The organism is Sulfitobacter geojensis (genome assembly GCF_000622325.1).
In the GTDB taxonomy this organism is placed as follows: Bacteria; Pseudomonadota; Alphaproteobacteria; order Rhodobacterales; family Rhodobacteraceae; genus Sulfitobacter; species Sulfitobacter geojensis.
Genome location: NZ_JASE01000005.1, coordinates 884,418 through 901,941 on the forward strand (window position 1 = coordinate 884,418; position 17,524 = coordinate 901,941).

A 17,524-nucleotide genomic window follows, 5' to 3' on the forward strand; every position below is an offset into this window, starting at 1 on the left:
TTAGGCGCTAGGGCGATGCGAGTCAAGCCAACCGTTGACGGCGTTCATGGCACGCTCTGCGCCGCGCCCGCTGGAATACACCCACGTGACCGGATGTGTCCCCGCGTCCATACCGTCGCTGATGACAAGGGCGGCGCGGTGGGTGTCGGTGTCGCCGGAGCGGGAGGTTTCAACGATGGCGCGTTCAAGGTATCGCAATTCCCATGTCCGGCTGGAATACCCCAACCACCCCCGCCGGCGCAGCTCAACCAGATTGCGCGCGGTGTCGAGGATCAACTGGGTGCGGCGGACAAAGATCATGTTGAACCCGATGGCAATGCCCAGTCCTGCGGTGATGAACATCAGCCCCAAACCCAATTCCGTGCTGACGACCGCCAGACCGATGCCCAGAAAGACCAGCCCGAACACGGTTACAAACACCGCCAGCCAGATCGGATTGTTTTCGACGATCAACTGGTCGGGCGTATCGCGAATGACTTTCATAAATTACCTTTTGCAAAGATGACCAAACCTACCACCAAGGGGCGCGTTTTGCAGCCGTTTTGCGCAACTTCGCCGCTGTGCTGCAGGAATGCGCAAAAAATGTAGGGGGCTGGTGGGCCGCGATGCACCCCTTGGCATCAAGCCTGTAGGGCTCAAAGCGGTTTCATCGCATTGCTGACGCAAAATATAATCAGAATGAAACTTGTGATTACGGCCACAGCGGTCAGAATAAGGCGAATGGAAAACTGGGATGAAATCAGAACCGCCTTTCAAGTGGCGCGGATGGGGACGGTTAGTGGTGCGGCCGAGGTCTTGGGCGTGCACCATGCAACCGTGATCCGCCATATTGACGCGCTTGAGGGCCGGTTGGGCGTAAAGCTGTTTCAGCGACATGCACGTGGCTATACTGCCACCGAGGCAGGGTTGGACTTGTTGCAGGTCGCGCAGGCCACCGATGATCAGTTTGGCCAGCTGGCGGGCCGGATCAAGGGGCGCGGACTGGATGTTTCGGGGGAACTGGTCGTCACCTCGCTGGCGCAGCTTGCGAATCCGATCGTGCCGATGCTGACCGCTTTTCAGGAAAGACACCCCGAAGTGACGGTGCGCTATCTAACGGGTGCCCGTCTGTTCCGGCTGGAATACGGCGAGGCCCATGTGGCGATCCGCGCAGGGGTGGTGCCGGATCAGCCGGATAATGTGGTGCAACATTTGCTGGATGTGCGCATGGGAGCCTATGCCAGTGCGCGTTATGTCAAGGAACATGGCATTCCCGAGGGGCCGAAAGATTATGCGCGCCACCGGTTTATCGGGGATGATAACAAGGCCAGTCGCGCGCCCTGTTATGTATGGATGCGCGCCAATGTGCCCGACAGTGCGGTCACCTTCCGCTGTACGGATCCGCATGCCGCATTCGCCGCGATCTATGCCAGCGCGGGCATCGGTTTCATGCTGGAATCCGAAGCCAGACAAAACCCGGACCTTGTCGAGATCCACGCACCCAGACCGGAGTGGGACGCGCCCTTGTGGCTGGTGACCCACGTGGATCTGCACCGCACCACCAAAGTGCAAGCTCTTTTGCGTTTCATCAAAGAGCAACTGCGCGAAGGCAACATATGAACCCGCAAACATTGGGGCATCTGGCGATGCTGGGGTTTTCGGCCTTGGTCGCGGGGTCGTTCTCCCTTGGCGGTTTGATGGCCAACGAGATTGATCCGGCCGCCTTTACCGCAGTGCGTTTCTGGCTTGCGGCGGTGTTTGTCGGCGTTCTGGCTCAGGCACGTGGCGGGTTCGGGGCAGGCGGTTTTCAGGCACCGTGGCGCTATGCCGTCTTGGGTGGGTTGTTCGGCATCTACTTTGTCCTGATGTTCGAGGGGTTGAAAACCGCGCCCCCTGTTAGTGTCGCCGCTGTATTCACATTGGTGCCGCTGATGGTGACAGGGTTTGCCTGGTTGCTGCTGCGACAGGTGTTAACGGGGCGCATGGCGGTTGCTTTGACAATCGGCGCAACGGGCGCGCTTTGGGTGATTTTTCGTGCTGACCTCAACGCGTTTCTGCGGTTCGATGTTGGTGCGGGCGAGGCAATCTTTTTCGTCGGCTGTATTTCCCATGCGCTCTACACGCCGATGGTGCGCCGGTTGAACCGGGGCGAATCTGCGGTGACCTTTACCTTTGGCACGGTCATTGCCGGCGGCGTCCTGCTCAGCATCTACGCATGGACCGACATCGTCGCGACGCCTTGGGCAACTTTGCCAGCGACGGTTTGGGTCACTCTATTCTATACCGCGTTTTTTGCCACTGCCGTGACGGTGGTTTTGCTGCAATTCGCGACGTTGCGCCTGCCGTCGGCCAAGGTGATGGCCTATACCTATCTCACGCCCAGTTGGGTGATCATCTGGGAAATTGCGCTGGGCAACGGGGCACCGCCCCTGCTGATTTCTGGGGGGGTGGCCCTTACTATTCTGGCCCTGTTTCTGCTGTTGCGGGATGATGCCGCCGAAAAAGGTTAATTAACTTTGGAACCTTTCGCGCGGTCGGCTGTTAACGTCACAGAAATGTGAAAGGAAACGTCATGCGTGGTATTATTTATCTGGTGGGCCTGGTTGTCATCGTTCTGGCAATTGTGCGCTTCGTCATGTGAACGCATCCCATCTAGGGAATACAACAGGGCATCAAGGAATTTCCTTGGTGCCCTGTTCTAGTTCAGTGGCAAGAAATCTTTCGAAAGCATCAAGGTTCACAGGGTCAAACTGTCCGAACCCCTGCATCCAGATCGATGCGTCTTTCATCGCGTCGGGTTCCAGCTTGCACCATTTCACCCGTCCCCGTTTTTCCTGACTGATCAGCCCTGCGATCATCAGAACGTTAAGATGTTTTGAAATCGCGGCCAGCGACATCTCGAATGGTTCGGCAACATCTGTGACAGCCATGTCGTCTTCAAGCAGCATGGCAAGGATGGCACGCCGTGTCGGGTCCGCTAGGGCGGCAAAGACCTGATCAATGGATTTTGTCATGCCGCGACCTTACCGCGCGAATGTAGGCAGGGAAAGCGGATCAACCGCGCGGATGTTGCGTGTGTTGCGACGGAAGGCGATGCCGGTGAACTGCCAAGTCGGTGCCTGACAGCCCGATGTCGCGGGCGTGGCGGGTGCTGATGTCCCTGACGTGCGGGTGACGATCCGGTTTGATCCAGCGCAGCGCAGCACGCAAAGCCCTCAGGACAGGGGATATTTTGACACAGTTGCGTTGGTCGCGCAAAAGCGCGTTGTTTGGAAAATATGCCATTTCGACACCTATTGTGACTGGGTATCTTAGGTTTGGTGCAAAACCGGCGCAGATACAAAGACCATTCCTTGACAGGTTATGTGCAAAAAACGCACATATATGCATGGTCCGTCAGTTGCCTCCCCTGAACGCCCTGCGCGCCTTTGAGGCGGCGGGCCGTCATCAAAGCTTTTCGCGCGCAGCGGAAGAACTGGCGGTCAGCCATTCCTCCATCAGCCGCCATGTGCGTGGCTTGGAGGATCGTTTGGGGGTGCAATTGTTTCGCGACCTGCCGCGTGGCATTGAGCTGTCGGAATATGGCGCGGCCTATCTTGCGCAGGTGTCGCCGGCGTTGGATGCGATTGCGTCGGCAACCGAAACCCTGACCGAAGTGCCAAAAGGCACGGTGTGGGTGAATTCGGAAACCCTGTTTGCCACGAAACTTCTTGTGCCCCAGCTGGGCGCATTCGCGGCGCTGCATCCAGAGATCGAAATCAGATTGGAAGCCTCGCGCCATCTGGCGGATGTCGCCCGTTACGAGGCCGATCTGGCAATCCGGTTCGTGCGTCCTGAAAACCGGTATCCGGGGGCTGAGTTGATCAGCGATGCGCCGATGCATCCCTATGCGTCACCTGCATTGCTAAAACTGCCCCTAACCTCGACGCGCGATTTACTATCATATCCTTTGCTCAAGGACCGAAGTAGCGGCACATGGGATATGTGGTTCGGCCTAACGGGCGAGGTCGCACCGGAAGAAGTGCCGCAATCCAGCTGGCGGATGAGTTCGGTTCTGGCTGTGGAGGCGGCCGTCGCGGGGCAGGGCATTCTTCTCGTCTCGGACGAGGTTGTCGCGGGCGAGGTCGCCGCAGGCCGCCTGATCCGCATTTCAGACGTCGGATTTCGCGAGGGTGGCTATTATCTTTTGCAAGGCGAAGGGGTGATGCGGCGCAAAGCCGTGCGGGTATTTCGCGACTGGTTGATGGCGCAAACAGCAGTCTGGCGCGGCGGCGAGGGATAAATGATCAACCGAAAGGTTGAATGAGTAAAAGCGGTCGGTTGACAGATTTGGCGTGTGTCGGCGGCTTCTGAAAACCAAAGCTTCTTAGGTTTTTCAATGGCTTGGCCTGTTCAATCGCTCAGTTGACTCTGCGCGCGGACATGATTAGCAACCCCGTAAGAATTCCAATGGGGAATTACACCGTGCCAGATCAAGACCTTCGCGATTTAGAAGCAAAGATCGAAGCCGCCAAGCAGCGGTCGGCACCGGCGAAACCCCATCAGGAAGAACATTATTCTCAGGCGCAGCTTGCCTGGCGGATGGTGATTGAATTGGTGGCCGGTCTCGGGATCGGTTTCGGCATCGGATACGGGTTGGACTGGCTGTTTGGCACCCTTCCCATCTTTATGGTGCTGTTCGTGATGTTGGGTCTTGCGGCGGGGGTGAAGACGATGCTCCGCTCGGCGCAAGAAATCCAGAACAAGAAAATGGCCGATGAGGCCAGCAGGAACGCGCCCCTTGCGGGCGACAAGAACGAAGGAGCCTGAGATGGCCACAGAGACACACGGCGCAGAAGAAGGCGGGCTGGTTTTCCACCCGATGGACCAGTTCATCGTCAAGCCGTTCTTTGGCGAAGGCAGCGACGTTGCATGGTACACAGTGACCAACGCGACCGTCTGGATGTTTCTGGCCGTGATCGCAACGTTCCTCCTGCTGGTTCTGGGCAGCTCCAAGCGCTCGGTCATCCCCTCACGGATGCAGTCGGTTGCTGAACTGGCTTACGGCTTTGTCTACAAGATGGTCGAAGACATCTGCGGCAAAGACGGCGTGAAATACTTCCCTTACATCATGACACTGTTCATGTTCATCGTTTGCTCGAACTTCCTTGGCCTGCTGCCAACGTCGTTCACACCGACTTCCCACTTTGCGGTAACTGTTGTGCTGGCGCTGGCCGTGTTCCTGACAGTGACGGTTCTGGGCTTTGTCAAAAACGGTGCTGAATTCCTCGGCCTGTTCTGGGTTTCCTCAGCACCGCTTGCGCTGCGTCCGGTTCTGGCGGTTATCGAGCTGATCTCGTACTTCGTACGTCCCGTCAGCCACTCCATTCGTCTGGCGGGTAACGTCATGGCGGGCCACGCGGTGATCAAGGTTTTCGCCGGCTTCGCAGCCCTGACACTTGTGTCGCCGGTCGCGATCCTCGGCATCACGGCAATGTACGGTCTGGAGGTCCTCGTGTCCTTTATTCAGGCCTACGTCTTTACCATCCTGACATGCGTGTACCTCAAGGACGCGCTGCACCCCTCTCACTAACGACGGCGGGGATATCCCCCGCCCACCCTTATACTTCCAACCCATAGGAGAATACTCATGGAAGGCGAACTCGCACACATCGGCGCAGGTCTGGCAGCAATCGGTTCCGGCGCAGCCGCAATCGGTGTTGGTAACGTTGCAGGCAACTACTTGGCAGGCGCACTGCGCAACCCATCTGCTGCTGCATCCCAGACAGCCACATTGTTCATCGGCATCGCGTTCGCGGAAGCCCTGGGGATCTTCGCGTTCCTCGTTGCTCTGCTGTTGATGTTCGCTGTTTAATCTTCGGTAACGACTTTCTTATGCGCGGGCAGGGGCAATCCTCTGGCCGCGCATAAGTCCCATATCGCTCGGGTCTCGTTTCCAAGGAGAAGCCAAAATGGCAACTGAAACACACAGCGCAGAGGTGGCTTCGGCCCCCGGCATGCCACAGCTGGATTTTTCCACTTGGGGCAACCAGATTTTCTGGCTCGTGCTTGCGCTTATTGCAATTTACCTGATCCTGTCGCGGGTCGCACTGCCCCGCATCGGTGCGGTTCTGGCAGAGCGTTCCGGCACGATCACCAATGATCTGGCCGCAGCCGAAGATCTGAAAGCCAAGGCTGTTGAAGCCGAAGCCGCCTATGACAAGGCATTGATCGACGCCCGCGCCGAAGCACATAACATCGTTGAAAGCGCCAAGGCTGAAATCAAGGCTGACCTTGATGTTGCCATCGCAAAGGCAGACGCGGAGATTGCGGCCAAGGCTGCGGAATCCGAAAAAGCCATCAGCGAAATTCGCGCCTCCGCTCTGGAGAACGTGAAAGTTGTGGCAAAAGACACTGCTAAGGAAATCGTCACTGCCCTTGGTGGCAAGGCTGATGCCAAAACGATTACCGCCGCGGTTACAGCCCGGATGAAAGGATAAACACCATGCGTTTGACCCTTACAGCCGCGTTGGCCACTGTTGCCGCTTCTCCGGCATTCGCCGCATCCGGCCCGTTCTTTTCGCTGGGCAACACCGACTTTGTCGTGTTGCTGGCGTTCCTCTTGTTCATCGCCGCGTTGTTCTATTTCAAAGTGCCAAGCCTTCTGGGTGGCATGCTGGATCAACGCGCTGCAGGCATCAAATCCGAACTGGATGAAGCCCGCAAACTGCGTGAAGAAGCACAAACTTTGCTGGCCTCTTACGAGCGCAAGCAAAAGGAAGTGCAGGAACAAGCCGACCGTATCGTCGCTGCCGCAAAAGACGAAGCGACAGCCGCGGGCGTTCAGGCACGGGTTGATCTGGAAAAATCTGTTGCACGCCGCATGGCTGCCGCCGCAGACCAGATCGATTCAGCCCAAGCCGGAGCGATCAAGGAAGTCCGCGACCAGGCGGCTGTGATTGCCGTCGCTGCTGCCCGTGATGTGATCGCGAAACAGATGTCTGCCGCAGACGGCAACGCTTTGATCGACGATGCCATTGCACAGGTAGATGCCAAGCTGCACTAAGCTGGTTCTGCTCTAGATTCTCGTCAAAAGCCCCGGCCATTGTGTCGGGGCTTTTGCGTTTCACGGCCTTGGTTTTTCTGTGCCCGATCAGCCGCCAATTTCATGTTGCAACCGTTGGCGGGCAATATCCTCGTTGCGCTCGGCTTTCTGCTGGGCGGCCAGTGAGGTTTCAACGAAATCAAGGTGAGTTTCGATCGCGGTGCGCGCCGCCACCCCGTCACGTGCCTGTAGCGCATCATTGATGGCGCGGTGCTGATCCAGCAGCGCTGCCCGACTGGTGCGCTGTTTGAACATGACCTGCCGGTTGTAAAACACCCCGCCGCGCAGCAATTCGTACATCGACCGCATCATATGCAGCATCACAACGTTATGGCTGGCCTCGATGATCGCCATATGGAATTGCGCATCAAGCTGGGCCTCTTCCCCCGCGTCGCGGGTTTCATGGGCGGCTTGCATCTTTTGAAATACCGCATCAACAACGGCAAGATCCGTATCCGAGCCATGCTGCGCGGCCCGTTCTGCCGCCAAGGCTTCCATGTCGCGGCGAAACGAAAGGTAGTCAAACACCGCCTCATCGTGGCGCGCAAAAAGTTCGACCAAAGCAGGGGCAAAAGCGCTGCCCAACACGTCGGCCACGTAAACCCCTGCACCGGGTTTTGCGCTTAACAATCCCGCCCCCTGCAGTTCTGATATGGCATCGCGCAACGAAGGGCGCGAGACCTTCAACCGCTCCGCCAATTCCCGTTCCGGCGGCAGTCGTTCACCCGCACGCAAAATGCCGCGCAAGATCAATTGCTCTATCTGGCGTACGACTGCTGTCGACAGTTTTTCAGAAGTCACAGGTTGGAAGGGCATGAGGCATTCCTTGAATTGGTTAGATCATATTACCAGAATGAAGACAGGGCAATGACATCTCAGCCGCAGGCCACAGCGGTCCGATTTGGCGGTTTAGCTAAAGGTATTGTTAAACCCGCGTTAACCGGTTTGAGCGAACATCAGCGATATGATCCGCACCTTCGTCTTCATCATGTTGCTCGCCCTTGCAGCGTGCAACTATCTCAGTGCCGAATACCGCGGTTCGCCGGTGACCCGTGTCAGTGTTCAGGGATCAACCTTCGACGTGCGCGTGAACGGAAAACGTGCCGAAGCGATCCGCATCAACCCTGAATATGCACCGCGCTTTGGGCCCATCCGTGAAAGGGCGGCGGTTGCAATGGCCACGGTCAGCGGGTGTAAGGTCGCAAGCGTCACAGGGGATCAGGCGCAAGCGTTCGGCAGGCTCGATTGTGGCAAAGGGGCTGTGCTGCCACGTGTCAGGCCGCTGGCCTTGGATTGCGTTCCCGTGCGGGGAACAGGCATTCGGGAAATCGCTCAGGTCCGCATTGATCTGGACTGCGATCCGGCATGAAACCCCAATATCTTGTGGATAACTCCGCTCATCAGCCCCTCCCTTGTGGCGATTGCTTGACACAAGCCCGCGCGCCCCCGCATTTTACAGAACACAGGAATCATCGGAGCCCCGCAACAGGTGCGCTTTTCCAAACTCAGATTGACAGGCTTCAAAAGCTTTGTTGACCCGACCGATCTGATCATCGCCGATGGTCTGACCGGTGTTGTCGGGCCAAACGGCTGTGGCAAGTCCAATTTGTTGGAAGGTCTGCGTTGGGTGATGGGGGAAAACCGGCCGACCGCGATGCGCGGCGGCGGTATGGAAGATGTGATTTTCGCCGGTGCCGCCACGCGCCCCGCCCGGAACTTTGCCGAAGTTGCGCTGCACATTGATAACTCCGAACGGTTGGCACCTGCCGGCTTCAACGACAGCGACAACCTTGAAATTGTGCGCCGGATCACCCGCGATGTCGGCAGCGCCTATAAGGCTGCGGGCAAAGACGTGCGTGCACGCGATGTGCAGATGTTGTTCGCCGATGCCTCAACCGGTGCACATTCTCCCGCGCTGGTCCGGCAGGGCCAGATCTCCGAGTTGATCAACGCCAAACCAAAAAACCGCCGCCGCATTCTGGAAGAAGCCGCAGGTATCTCGGGCCTGTATCAACGCCGCCACGAAGCAGAGCTGAAGCTGAACGGCGCCGAAGCCAACCTTGCGCGGGTGGATGACGTGATCGAACAGCTGGCCGCGCAGCTTTCGCAATTGGCCCGTCAGGCCCGGCAAGCCGCGCGCTACCGCGAGATTGGCGATGGGCTGCGCCGGGCGGAGGGCATGTTGCTGTATCGGCGCTGGCGCGAGGCGGAAGACGCACGCGCCGCCGCAGATGCCGAACTGCGCGAACGGGTGACAACGGCCGCGCAGGCGCAGGCCTTGGTGCAAGCCGCCGGAAAAGCGCGCCAAGCCGCCGAAGATGCCTTGCCCGCCTTGCGAGAGGAAGACGCGATTGCCGCCGCTGTGCTGCAACGTCTGTCTGTGCAGCGCGACACGCTGACCGATCAGGAAACCCGCGCCCTGCAAACCATCGAAACTTTGAACGGGCGCATTTTGCAACTGTCGCGCGATATCGAGCGCGAAGCAGGGTTAAACCGCGACGCCGAAGACACGATCGAACGGCTGGAATGGGAAGCCCGTGAATTGGCCAAAGCGGGCGAAGGCCACAGCGAGGCGTTGGAAGCGGCAGCGCAGGCTGCACAGGAAGCAGCCGGCGTTTTGCAGGCCCGCGAGAATGATCTGTCCCAGCAGACCGAAGATGTTGCGCGTCTTGCCGCCCGTCACGGTTCCGCACAGCGCCTGCTGGAAGACAGCCGCAAAACCCAAATCAAATCCGAAAGCGAAGCGCAAAAAGCGCAAGATGCCGCAGCGCAAAGCCAGGCAACCCTCGAAGAGGCGCGAGCCGGTTTCGAGGAGGCACAAGCCGCGGAGCTTGCAGCGGTCGACGCAGCAGAGCAGGCCGAAGAGGCATTGATCAATGCCGAAGAGGCGCGGGCCGAGACGCAGGCGCGCGAGGCCGATGCACGTGGTGAACGCTCCGAAGCCGAAGGCGAAATGAACGCGCTGCGTGCCGAAGTCGCAGCACTGGCCAAGCTGGTGGAACGCGACACGGCAGAGGGCGGTCAGATCCTCGACAGGCTACAGGTGGAGCACGGTTTCGAAAAAGCACTGGGCGCGGCCTTGGCCGATGATCTGCGCGCGCCCGAAGTCGATGCAGATGGCCCGTCCGGTTGGGCCGTTCTGCCCAACTATGATCGTGACCAACCTTTGCCTTCTGGCGTGACACCCTTGTCGCAACATGTCTCAGTGCCCGATGTCTTGGAACGCCGAATGGGGCAAATCGGCTTGGTCGATCCTGACGAAGGGGCGGGATTGCAGGCGGCCTTGCTGCCCGGTCAGCGGCTGGTCTCGCTTGAGGGCGATTTATGGCGCTGGGACGGGTTTCGCGCCTGGGCCGAGGATGCGCCATCGGCTGCCGCTCTGCGTTTGCAACAGCTGAACCGGCTGGAGGTGTTGAAACAGGCGTTGGAGCAGGCAAGCCAGCAGGCCGAAGGCGCACGCGCTGCACATGAGAGCCTGACGCGCCGTCTGGCCGAACAGACCGAAGCAGATAAACGTGCCCGCGAGGCCCGACGTGATGCGGACCGTGCCGTGGCGGATGCAGGCCGCGCGCTTAGCCGTGTCGAAGCAGACCGAAACCTTGCCGAGGGGCGGCTCGAAAGCCTTGGGCTGGCTGTAAAACGTCACGAGGACGAAGCGATGGCGGCACGGGGGCGTGTGGTTGAAGCCGAACGCGCCTTGGCAGAACTGGGTGATCTTGGCGAAGCCCGCGCAGGGATCGAAGATCTGCGCATGACCGTTGAGGCCGCGCGGATCACGATGATGTCCCGTCGTTCCGCCCATGATGAACTGCGCCGCGAAGGGGATGCGCGGGTCAAGCGGTCACAAGAGGTGACCAAGGAAACCAGCGGCTGGCGTCATCGTCTTGAAACGGCAGAAAAGCGCAGCGCGGAATTGGTTGAGCGCAAGGAAACGTCGCAGGCCGAATTGAAAGAAGCCAGCGCCGCCCCCGCCGAAATCGCTGCAAAACGCGACGAGTTGAGCGACGCGATCGAGACCGCCGAGGGGCGCAAGGCAGATGCGGCGGATGCCTTGTCTACGGCCGAAAGCGTTCTGCGCGAAGCCACGCTTGCCGAACGTGATGCGGAACGTGACGCGTCCGAGGCCCGAGAGGCGCGGGCACGGTCGGACGCACGGGCGGAAGCCGCGAAAGAAACGGTGGCTGCCGCCGCCGACCGGATTTCCGAAGACAGCCAGATGACACCGGAAGAATTGTTAACGTCGCTTGATGCCACGCCGGACAAAATGCCCGATGCCGGCACGCTGGAGGCGGACGTGAACCGGCTCAAGCGACAGCGGGATGCATTGGGTGCCGTGAACCTGCGCGCCGAAGAGGACGCCAAGGAAGTGCAGGACGAATTCGACACCCTGACCGGAGAGAAAACCGATCTGGAAGAAGCCATCAAAACCCTGCGGTCCGGCATTGCCAGTTTGAACCGTGAAGGTCGTGAACGGCTGTTGACGGCATTTGAACAGGTTAATTCCAACTTCTCGATGTTGTTCACCCATCTGTTCGCCGGTGGGGACGCCAACCTGGTGATGGTCGAATCCGATGACCCGCTTGAAGCCGGCCTTGAGATCATGTGCCAACCGCCGGGCAAGAAACTCAGCACGCTCAGCCTGCTGTCAGGGGGCGAACAGACCTTGACTGCGATGGCGTTGATTTTTGCGGTGTTCCTTGCGAACCCCGCACCGATCTGTGTGCTTGATGAGGTCGACGCACCGCTGGATGACGCGAACGTCACCCGCTTTTGTGATCTGTTGGACGAGATGTGTCGCCAGACCGACACCCGTTTCCTGATCATCACACACCATGCGGTGACGATGGCGCGGATGGACCGGCTGTTCGGCGTGACCATGGCCGAGCAGGGGGTCAGCCAGTTGGTTTCCGTCGACCTCAAGAAGGCGGAAACACTGGTCGCCTAGGAGGCGTTACTTTGGTGTGACTTTTTCAACGGGACCGCCGGCTTTTTCCCACGCGCCAAAGCCCTCTTTCAGATGCGCGGCGTCAAACCCCATATCCTGAAGCGTGGCCACTGAAATCGCCGACCGCCAGCCCGAAGCGCAGTGAAAGACGAATTTCTTGTCTTGCGCGAAAACTTCTTTGAAATAGGGGCTGTCAGGATCGACCCAGAACTCCAGCATCCCGCGCGGGCAGTGAAAGCTGCCTGGGATAAACCCCATACGCTCGCGTTCGCGCGGATCGCGCAGATCAACGATTTGAACCGCAGGATCATTTACCATTGCGATGGCATCAGAGGTTTCTATTTCTTCGATGCGGGCGCGGGCGGCCGCAACCATTTCAGCGGCGGATGTCTTAAGTGCCATGATAATTCCTTTGGGTTAAAGTTGTGAGAGCAATGCAGGGGTTGGCCATCCATCCACAGCCAAACCCAAGCGGGCCTGTTCCATGCGCACCGCAGCGCGGGTCGCAGCCCCCAAGATACCGTCAATGCCGCCCACATCATGCCCCCGGGCCTGCAGACGTGTCTGGAGGGCTTTCATATCGTTGCCTTCCAGCCCCTGATCAGGATTGCCGGCATCAAATACCTGTGCCCCGTTCAGGCGGGTCGCGAAATAGGCGGCGGTCATGACGTAGGTAAAGCTTTGATTCCATTCGAAATAGACGCGAAAATTGGGATAGGCGATAAACGCGGGTCCGTTGCGCCCCTGCGGCAATAACACCGAGGCCTCAAGGCCGGATTGCAGCGCGCCATTGCGCGGGGTGACGCCAAGGGATTGCCAGCTTTCGATCGGTTTGCTGGTCTCCAGCCCGGTAAGGGACCAGTCAAAATCATCGGGCAGGGTGACTTCGGCAAGCCAAGGTTCACCTGCACGCCAGCCCAGGTGTTGCAGCATTTTTCCCCCCGACATAAGTGCATCCGGTGCGGAGGTTTTCAGTGAGACCTTGCCGTCCCCGTCGCCATCCACACCGTTTTCCAGAATGTCGCGGGGCAGCATCTGGACCATGCCGATCTCGCCGGCCCAGGCACCGGTTGTGCTGCGCGGATCGAATTGGCCCTGAGCGAAAAGTTCAACTGCGGCAAAGACTTGCGGGCGAAAAAGTTCAGGGCGGCGGCAATCATGCGCCAAGGTGATCAACGCGTTGGCGGTGTTGAAGTCGCCCTGAAACGCGCCATAATCGGTTTCAAAGGCCCAGAACGCCAACAGCACCCCGCGATCAACACCATAATCGCGTTCGATCCGGTCAAAGACACTGTCATACCGCACGGCGTTTGCGCGGCCGCGATTGATGCGGTCATTTGAAATCAGGCGCCGCGAGAAGTCGACAAAGGGCAGTTGAAACACGCCTTGTTTCCGGTCGGCTTGCAGAACTGCAGGGTCTTGGCGGACGTTGGCAAAAAAGGCATCGACGGTGGTTTTTGACGCACCCTTTGCGACGGCTTCGGATTTCAGGCCGCTGACGAAACTTGAGAATGAGCCGCCGCAAGCTGCCGTTGCTGTTTGCGCCAGACTGGCAAACATAAGAGAAAGTAAGAAACGTCGCATCATCAATCCTTAGCCAGTCAAAATCGCGATCACGGTGACCACCCCCAGAGCGAGGGCCCATGCCTGCCACAATCGTGTGATACAGGCGTCAATCTGCGCAGCACCGATGTCGCGTGCGCCATTGGGGTTCACCCATTCGAACGTCTGCATCACACCATCATAGGCCCGTGGACCGGCAAGCGCCACAGCGATGGCACGCGCCATTGCGGCTTCGGGCCAGCCGGCATTGGGGGATTTGTGCAAGGCCGCGTCACGCCGGATGGCCGACCATTGCGACAGGACATGGGCGGGCAGGGCGATCAGCACAGCGCTCAGACGGGCGGCGGGCCAGTTCAGCAGATCGTCAAATCGTGCGGCGGCCCATCCGAAATCGGCAAATCGGGGGGTGCGATAGCCGATCATGCTGTCGGCGGTATTGACCAGCTTGTAGATGATCAACCCCGGCAGCCCTCCGATCAGGAACCAGAAAGTGGGGGCGATGACCCCGTCACTAAAGTTTTCAGCAGCACTTTCGATGGCGGAGCGGGCAATGGCAGGGGGCTGCATATCGCGGGTGTCGCGGCTGACGATCATCGCAACCGCGCGCCGCGCTTGCGGCAGCGACAGGCGCAACCCGTCCGCAACCGCGCGCACATGTTGTACCAGCGAACGTTGGGCCAGAAGAATTGCGGCAAGGATGATTTCGACAATCGCTCCAAGTTGTCCGAGCATCATACCGATCCCCGCGCCCAAAAAGACCAGGGCCAGCACCACAGCCGCGCCTTTGACCTTGCGACCGGCACCAGTGTTGAACGTTTGATCGCACCAGCCAATAAGCCGCCCCATCAGGACAGCCGGATGGGGAATGCGCCGCCAGATCCAGTTCGGCTCCCCTGCGATGGCATCGAGCAACAAGGCGCAAATCAGGATCCAGGCCGTACTCATGCCAAAGCAGTCTCAAGTTGGGCCCAGCCATTTGCCGGTGGCAGGCCAAGGCGTATCCAGCGCGGATTATAAGGGAATACCCTGCTCCAGATGTGGTGGTGGGCCAGTTGATCCTGCCATGCGCTTGCATTTTTTACATCGTAAAGGCGGAACAACGGCGTACCGCCAACGATTTCTGCACCGCGTGATTGCATCAAGGTATCAAGGCGTGTGGCGTCGTGGGCCAGTCGGGTTCGCGTATCGGCAGCCCAAGCGATATCGCCCAAGGCCGCGGTGCCGATCTCCAGCGCCGGTCCTGCAACAGCCCAAGGCCCCAGCATCGCGGACAGGCGGTCAAGCAAAGCTGCATCGCCAATGGCAAAGCCAAGGCGCAGACCGGCCAGCCCCCAGAATTTACCGAAGCTTTTCAGGATCAAGGTGCCAGCCTTGTCCGCTTGGGCCATCAGGGAAACATCGGGCGCAACATCGCAAAAGCTTTCGTCGATCACACGCAAGGCACCGGCGCAGTCATCGGCTGTCCATAACCGACCGTCGGGATTGTTGGGATGCACGTGCACGCTGGCATCATGGGGCAACCCGTCAACGATATCCCACCCCGCCATAGCAAAGCTGGCGGCATGTTCATTATAGGTCGGGCCGGGTATCGCAACGCGCCCTTTGGCGGCCAGCAAGGGGATGTGCGCAATGGCGGCCGATGCACCCGCAACCGGCAATACAGCTGCGCTTTCGGGCACAGACCAGAACCGCCGCGCAGCTTTGATCAGGGCGTCGCGCGCCGCAACATCGGGCAGGGCCGTCCATGCGACGTCCGAGATCGCGGGCAGGGGATAGGCCTGCGGGTTAATCCCTGTCGAAAGGTCAAGCCAGCTGCTGCGACTGCCGCCGAAACGGGCCATTGCCGCGTCAAGGTTGCCACCGTGGTCACGTAGGTTTTGCATGCGTATAGGATATCCCTGTTTCGAACCGACCGGCGATGCCCCGCCTTTATAGGTTCTTGGCAGAGCGGAAAATCGCTTCTTTATCAAGTGAAGTTTGCCGCGTTAATCAAATTCACGCCTTGTTAACGGTTTGTTAATGAAATGGGCCGACCACAGGGCCATGAGCGTACCCTCCCATATCCTTCCCCAGAAGCACTGCACGCAAGTGAAGGTACTGATCGTCGAAAGCCGGTCAGAATTGGGTGTGCTGTGGCAACGCCATCTTGAACGTCAGGGCATGCAGGTCAGCTGTGTGGCGACCCAGAATGCAGCTACCGACCATATCGCAGAACAGGCCGTAGACATTATCATTCTTGATCTGGTGATCGAAGGGGGATCGGCGCTATCCGTGTCGGATTTTGCCCATCTGCATCAACCCGATGCGCAGGTTCTTTTCGTGACCAACACAAGTTTCTTTTCCGACGGATCAATCTTCGGGCTTTCTGCGAATGCCCGTGCTTTTCTGCCCTCGGGCACCCCGCCAGAAGATCTGGCCGCGATGGTCGAATATTATGCCGGCGCAGGGCAATAGGGTCAGCCGCGCCCGTGGGGAGCGGCGAAATCAAGCTGCGGATTTATCGGGATGATCCGGTTTGGATTGATGGTTTCGTGGCTGTAGTGATAATGGCGCACGATGTGATCCATATTAACCGTCGCCGCCACGCCCTGCCATTGAAACAGCTCGCGGGTATAGGCCCAGAGGTTGGGGTAATCCACGATCCGGCGGCGATTACATTTGAAGTGCAGATGGTAAACCATATCGAACCGGATCAGCGTCGGAAACAGGCGCCAGTCGGCTTCGGTGACCTGGGCACCCATCAGATAACGGTTTTTAGCCAGGCGTTCCTCGATCCAGTCCAGCGTGTCGAAAAGAGGGCCGACCGCCTCGTCATAGGCGTCTTGTGTGGTGGCAAAGCCGCAGCGGTAAACGCCGTTGTTCAGAGTCTCGTAGATGCGGTCGTTGACCGGCGCGATGGCTTCAAGCAACTCGGCTGGCCAGTAATCGTCGGTGTTGCCTGTCAAATCGTTAAAGGCGCTGTTGAACATGCGGATGATTTCAGAGCTTTCATTCGACACAATGGTGCCCTGCGTCTTGTCCCAAAGGATTGGTACAGTCACGCGGCCCGAAAACGTCGGATCGGCGCGGGTATAGATGTCGCGGGCAAAGGGAAGACCGAAAAGCGTGTCACCGGTGGCGTCGGGATAACTGGCATCAAACGTCCACCCATCCCCCAGCATTTCGGGGTGCACCACACTGATTGTGATGTGATCGGTCAGTTCTTTCAGCGCGCGAAAGATCAGAGTGCGGTGGGCCCAAGGGCAGGCATAACTGACGTACAAATGATACCGCCCGCTTTCGGCTTTGAACCCGGCCTCGCCTGTCGGGCCGGCGCGCCCGTCCGCCGTGACCCAATTGCGGAATTTTGCAGCCGCGCGTTCGAATTTTCCACCGGAAGACGTGGTATCGTACCATTTGTCTTGCCACTTCCCATCGACCAACAGACCCATCTTACGCGCTCCTTCATCAGTTAGGGGGAATGTAGCGTTGTTGTCATACTCTGCCCATATGAAGCAGAGGCGCAGGGCCGGTGCATTGGTGCACAGTCCGAATTGGGTTGATTTTTTGGTGGGTTAGGCCACCTTGGGGGAAATCGGGGTGGAGATGTTCATGGAAGCGATGTTGTCAAAAGAGATTCTGGCGGGGCTTGATGCCGCGCGCAGCGAAAGCCTGCATCGGGCGTCACGTCTGCGTCTTGAGGTCGACGGGCGGATTTATCCGGTGCTGCGCATGTGGAAATCCGGGTTTGCCATCGCGGCCGAGGATGCGCCCAGCCTGCGCGGGTTGGTGGATCTGTACGAGGGGAGTCATCACCTGTTCCAATGCCTGATCGTGGCCGGCGAGGAAGAAGCAGGTGAAATGCGGTTTGAATTCAAACGCGCGACCGCTGTTGCCACAGCAGCCGCGCTTGATTTTGAACGCGCTGTTGATGCGCCTGTTGCCCTGATCGCGGCCCGATAGCCGCGCCGCGG

Annotated in this window: 21 protein-coding genes; 12 read left to right on the forward strand and 9 right to left on the reverse strand. The window is 58.9% G+C overall.

Annotated elements, in window-relative coordinates:
- Positions 1 to 483 (reverse strand): hypothetical protein, encoded by a 483-nt coding sequence (locus tag Z947_RS0106305; RefSeq protein WP_025043464.1) that lies wholly within the window; start codon positions 481 to 483, stop codon positions 1 to 3.
- Positions 484 to 720: 237 nt separating this feature from the next.
- On the opposite strand from Z947_RS0106305, the gene Z947_RS0106310 reads away from it, so the two are divergent.
- A complete protein-coding gene (locus Z947_RS0106310; protein WP_025043465.1) occupies positions 721 to 1,599 on the forward strand; it encodes a LysR family transcriptional regulator in 879 nt (292 codons plus the stop codon).
- The gene (locus tag Z947_RS0106315) at positions 1,596 to 2,489 is read left to right on the forward strand and encodes a DMT family transporter (RefSeq protein WP_025043466.1); all 894 of its coding nucleotides are present in this window, start codon (positions 1,596 to 1,598) and stop codon (positions 2,487 to 2,489) included. Before Z947_RS0106310 ends, Z947_RS0106315 begins: the two co-directional genes overlap by 4 nt.
- Before the next feature lie 162 nt (positions 2,490 to 2,651).
- On the opposite strand, the gene Z947_RS0106320 is transcribed toward Z947_RS0106315, so the two are convergent.
- Together Z947_RS0106320 and Z947_RS0106325 are read right to left on the reverse strand one after the other, a co-directional pair.
- On the reverse strand, positions 2,652 to 2,993 hold the full coding sequence (locus Z947_RS0106320; RefSeq protein WP_025043467.1) for an ArsR/SmtB family transcription factor: 342 nt from the start codon (positions 2,991 to 2,993) through the stop codon (positions 2,652 to 2,654).
- A gap of 9 nt (positions 2,994 to 3,002) precedes the next feature.
- Positions 3,003 to 3,185 (reverse strand): hypothetical protein, encoded by a 183-nt coding sequence (locus Z947_RS0106325; protein WP_156026627.1) that lies wholly within the window; start codon positions 3,183 to 3,185, stop codon positions 3,003 to 3,005.
- Positions 3,186 to 3,367: 182 nt separating this feature from the next.
- Here Z947_RS0106325 and Z947_RS0106330 point away from each other — a divergent pair, with 182 nt between their 5' ends.
- The 6 genes from Z947_RS0106330 (at position 3,368) to Z947_RS0106355 (ending at position 7,024) form a co-directional block, all read left to right on the forward strand.
- The gene (locus Z947_RS0106330; RefSeq protein ID WP_025043469.1) at positions 3,368 to 4,261 is read left to right on the forward strand and encodes a LysR substrate-binding domain-containing protein; all 894 of its coding nucleotides are present in this window, start codon (positions 3,368 to 3,370) and stop codon (positions 4,259 to 4,261) included.
- 167 nt (positions 4,262 to 4,428) lie between these two features.
- Positions 4,429 to 4,788 carry an AtpZ/AtpI family protein gene (locus tag Z947_RS0106335; protein ID WP_025043470.1) on the forward strand — a complete coding sequence of 120 codons (360 nt, stop codon included), beginning with the start codon at positions 4,429 to 4,431 and terminating at the stop codon, positions 4,786 to 4,788.
- 1 nt (position 4,789) lies between these two features.
- Positions 4,790 to 5,551 carry a F0F1 ATP synthase subunit A gene (locus tag Z947_RS0106340; protein WP_025043471.1) on the forward strand — a complete coding sequence of 254 codons (762 nt, stop codon included), beginning with the start codon at positions 4,790 to 4,792 and terminating at the stop codon, positions 5,549 to 5,551.
- A 57-nt stretch (positions 5,552 to 5,608) separates the two neighbouring features.
- Entirely contained in the window at positions 5,609 to 5,833 is a 225-nt protein-coding gene (locus Z947_RS0106345; RefSeq protein WP_011567586.1) for a F0F1 ATP synthase subunit C, read from the forward strand.
- Between the two features lie 97 nt (positions 5,834 to 5,930).
- Positions 5,931 to 6,458 carry a F0F1 ATP synthase subunit B' gene (locus Z947_RS0106350; RefSeq protein WP_025043472.1) on the forward strand — a complete coding sequence of 176 codons (528 nt, stop codon included), beginning with the start codon at positions 5,931 to 5,933 and terminating at the stop codon, positions 6,456 to 6,458.
- Positions 6,459 to 6,463: 5 nt separating this feature from the next.
- Positions 6,464 to 7,024 (forward strand): F0F1 ATP synthase subunit B, encoded by a 561-nt coding sequence (locus tag Z947_RS0106355; protein WP_025043473.1) that lies wholly within the window; start codon positions 6,464 to 6,466, stop codon positions 7,022 to 7,024.
- Between the two features lie 87 nt (positions 7,025 to 7,111).
- On the opposite strand, the gene Z947_RS22565 is transcribed toward Z947_RS0106355, so the two are convergent.
- On the reverse strand, positions 7,112 to 7,879 hold the full coding sequence (locus Z947_RS22565; RefSeq protein WP_025043474.1) for a FadR/GntR family transcriptional regulator: 768 nt from the start codon (positions 7,877 to 7,879) through the stop codon (positions 7,112 to 7,114).
- A 148-nt stretch (positions 7,880 to 8,027) separates the two neighbouring features.
- Between Z947_RS22565 and Z947_RS20825 the strand changes: the two genes are divergently transcribed.
- Both Z947_RS20825 and smc read left to right on the forward strand, forming a co-directional pair.
- On the forward strand, positions 8,028 to 8,432 hold the full coding sequence (locus tag Z947_RS20825; protein WP_025043475.1) for a hypothetical protein: 405 nt from the start codon (positions 8,028 to 8,030) through the stop codon (positions 8,430 to 8,432).
- 120 nt (positions 8,433 to 8,552) lie between these two features.
- Positions 8,553 to 12,008: a chromosome segregation protein SMC gene (smc, locus tag Z947_RS0106370; RefSeq protein ID WP_025043476.1), complete on the forward strand. Its 3,456-nt coding sequence runs from the start codon at positions 8,553 to 8,555 to the stop codon at positions 12,006 to 12,008.
- Positions 12,009 to 12,014: 6 nt separating this feature from the next.
- Here smc and Z947_RS0106375 read toward each other — a convergent pair whose 3' ends face one another.
- The 4 genes from Z947_RS0106375 to Z947_RS0106390 are packed head-to-tail and all read right to left on the reverse strand — an operon-like array spanning position 12,015 to position 15,454.
- Complete coding sequence (locus Z947_RS0106375) at positions 12,015 to 12,410, reverse strand: rhodanese-like domain-containing protein (protein ID WP_037938748.1); 396 nt, start codon at positions 12,408 to 12,410, stop codon at positions 12,015 to 12,017.
- A 15-nt stretch (positions 12,411 to 12,425) separates the two neighbouring features.
- Positions 12,426 to 13,595 carry a lytic murein transglycosylase gene (locus Z947_RS0106380; protein ID WP_420804496.1) on the reverse strand — a complete coding sequence of 390 codons (1,170 nt, stop codon included), beginning with the start codon at positions 13,593 to 13,595 and terminating at the stop codon, positions 12,426 to 12,428.
- A 6-nt stretch (positions 13,596 to 13,601) separates the two neighbouring features.
- A complete protein-coding gene (gene cbiB, locus Z947_RS0106385) occupies positions 13,602 to 14,516 on the reverse strand; it encodes an adenosylcobinamide-phosphate synthase CbiB (protein ID WP_025043479.1) in 915 nt (304 codons plus the stop codon).
- Positions 14,513 to 15,454 (reverse strand): threonine-phosphate decarboxylase, encoded by a 942-nt coding sequence (locus Z947_RS0106390; protein ID WP_025043480.1) that lies wholly within the window; start codon positions 15,452 to 15,454, stop codon positions 14,513 to 14,515. The genes cbiB and Z947_RS0106390 overlap by 4 nt, the downstream gene beginning before the upstream one ends.
- 205 nt (positions 15,455 to 15,659) lie before the next feature.
- On the opposite strand from Z947_RS0106390, the gene Z947_RS0106395 reads away from it, so the two are divergent.
- Positions 15,660 to 16,025: a response regulator gene (locus Z947_RS0106395; RefSeq protein WP_025043481.1), complete on the forward strand. Its 366-nt coding sequence runs from the start codon at positions 15,660 to 15,662 to the stop codon at positions 16,023 to 16,025.
- 2 nt (positions 16,026 to 16,027) lie between these two features.
- On the opposite strand, the gene Z947_RS0106400 is transcribed toward Z947_RS0106395, so the two are convergent.
- Positions 16,028 to 17,002 (reverse strand): glutathione S-transferase family protein, encoded by a 975-nt coding sequence (locus Z947_RS0106400; RefSeq protein WP_025043482.1) that lies wholly within the window; start codon positions 17,000 to 17,002, stop codon positions 16,028 to 16,030.
- Between the two features lie 160 nt (positions 17,003 to 17,162).
- Between Z947_RS0106400 and Z947_RS0106405 the strand changes: the two genes are divergently transcribed.
- Positions 17,163 to 17,513, forward strand: a complete 351-nt coding sequence (locus Z947_RS0106405; RefSeq protein WP_025043483.1) for a hypothetical protein — start codon at positions 17,163 to 17,165, stop codon at positions 17,511 to 17,513.
- Positions 17,514 to 17,524: the final 11 nt, after the last annotated feature.

What these genes read in the sequence shown, in the direction of transcription:
- Z947_RS0106305 (WP_025043464.1), bottom strand. Translation starts at nt 483, where the DNA reads ATGAAAGTCATTCGCGATACGCCCGACCAGTTGATCGTCGAAAACAAT.
- Z947_RS0106310 (WP_025043465.1), top strand. Translation starts at nt 721, where the DNA reads ATGGAAAACTGGGATGAAATCAGAACCGCCTTTCAAGTGGCGCGGATG.
- Z947_RS0106315 (WP_025043466.1), top strand. Translation starts at nt 1,596, where the DNA reads ATGAACCCGCAAACATTGGGGCATCTGGCGATGCTGGGGTTTTCGGCC.
- Z947_RS0106320 (WP_025043467.1), bottom strand. Translation starts at nt 2,993, where the DNA reads ATGACAAAATCCATTGATCAGGTCTTTGCCGCCCTAGCGGACCCGACA.
- Z947_RS0106330 (WP_025043469.1), top strand. Translation starts at nt 3,368, where the DNA reads ATGGTCCGTCAGTTGCCTCCCCTGAACGCCCTGCGCGCCTTTGAGGCG.
- Z947_RS0106335 (WP_025043470.1), top strand. Translation starts at nt 4,429, where the DNA reads ATGGGGAATTACACCGTGCCAGATCAAGACCTTCGCGATTTAGAAGCA.
- Z947_RS0106340 (WP_025043471.1), top strand. Translation starts at nt 4,790, where the DNA reads ATGGCCACAGAGACACACGGCGCAGAAGAAGGCGGGCTGGTTTTCCAC.
- Z947_RS0106345 (WP_011567586.1), top strand. Translation starts at nt 5,609, where the DNA reads ATGGAAGGCGAACTCGCACACATCGGCGCAGGTCTGGCAGCAATCGGT.
- Z947_RS0106350 (WP_025043472.1), top strand. Translation starts at nt 5,931, where the DNA reads ATGGCAACTGAAACACACAGCGCAGAGGTGGCTTCGGCCCCCGGCATG.
- Z947_RS0106355 (WP_025043473.1), top strand. Translation starts at nt 6,464, where the DNA reads ATGCGTTTGACCCTTACAGCCGCGTTGGCCACTGTTGCCGCTTCTCCG.
- Z947_RS22565 (WP_025043474.1), bottom strand. Translation starts at nt 7,879, where the DNA reads ATGCCCTTCCAACCTGTGACTTCTGAAAAACTGTCGACAGCAGTCGTA.
- Z947_RS20825 (WP_025043475.1), top strand. Translation starts at nt 8,028, where the DNA reads ATGATCCGCACCTTCGTCTTCATCATGTTGCTCGCCCTTGCAGCGTGC.
- Z947_RS0106375 (WP_037938748.1), bottom strand. Translation starts at nt 12,410, where the DNA reads ATGGCACTTAAGACATCCGCCGCTGAAATGGTTGCGGCCGCCCGCGCC.
- Z947_RS0106380 (WP_420804496.1), bottom strand. Translation starts at nt 13,595, where the DNA reads ATGATGCGACGTTTCTTACTTTCTCTTATGTTTGCCAGTCTGGCGCAA.
- cbiB (WP_025043479.1), bottom strand. Translation starts at nt 14,516, where the DNA reads ATGAGTACGGCCTGGATCCTGATTTGCGCCTTGTTGCTCGATGCCATC.
- Z947_RS0106390 (WP_025043480.1), bottom strand. Translation starts at nt 15,454, where the DNA reads ATGCAAAACCTACGTGACCACGGTGGCAACCTTGACGCGGCAATGGCC.
- Z947_RS0106400 (WP_025043482.1), bottom strand. Translation starts at nt 17,002, where the DNA reads ATGGGTCTGTTGGTCGATGGGAAGTGGCAAGACAAATGGTACGATACC.
- Z947_RS0106405 (WP_025043483.1), top strand. Translation starts at nt 17,163, where the DNA reads ATGGAAGCGATGTTGTCAAAAGAGATTCTGGCGGGGCTTGATGCCGCG.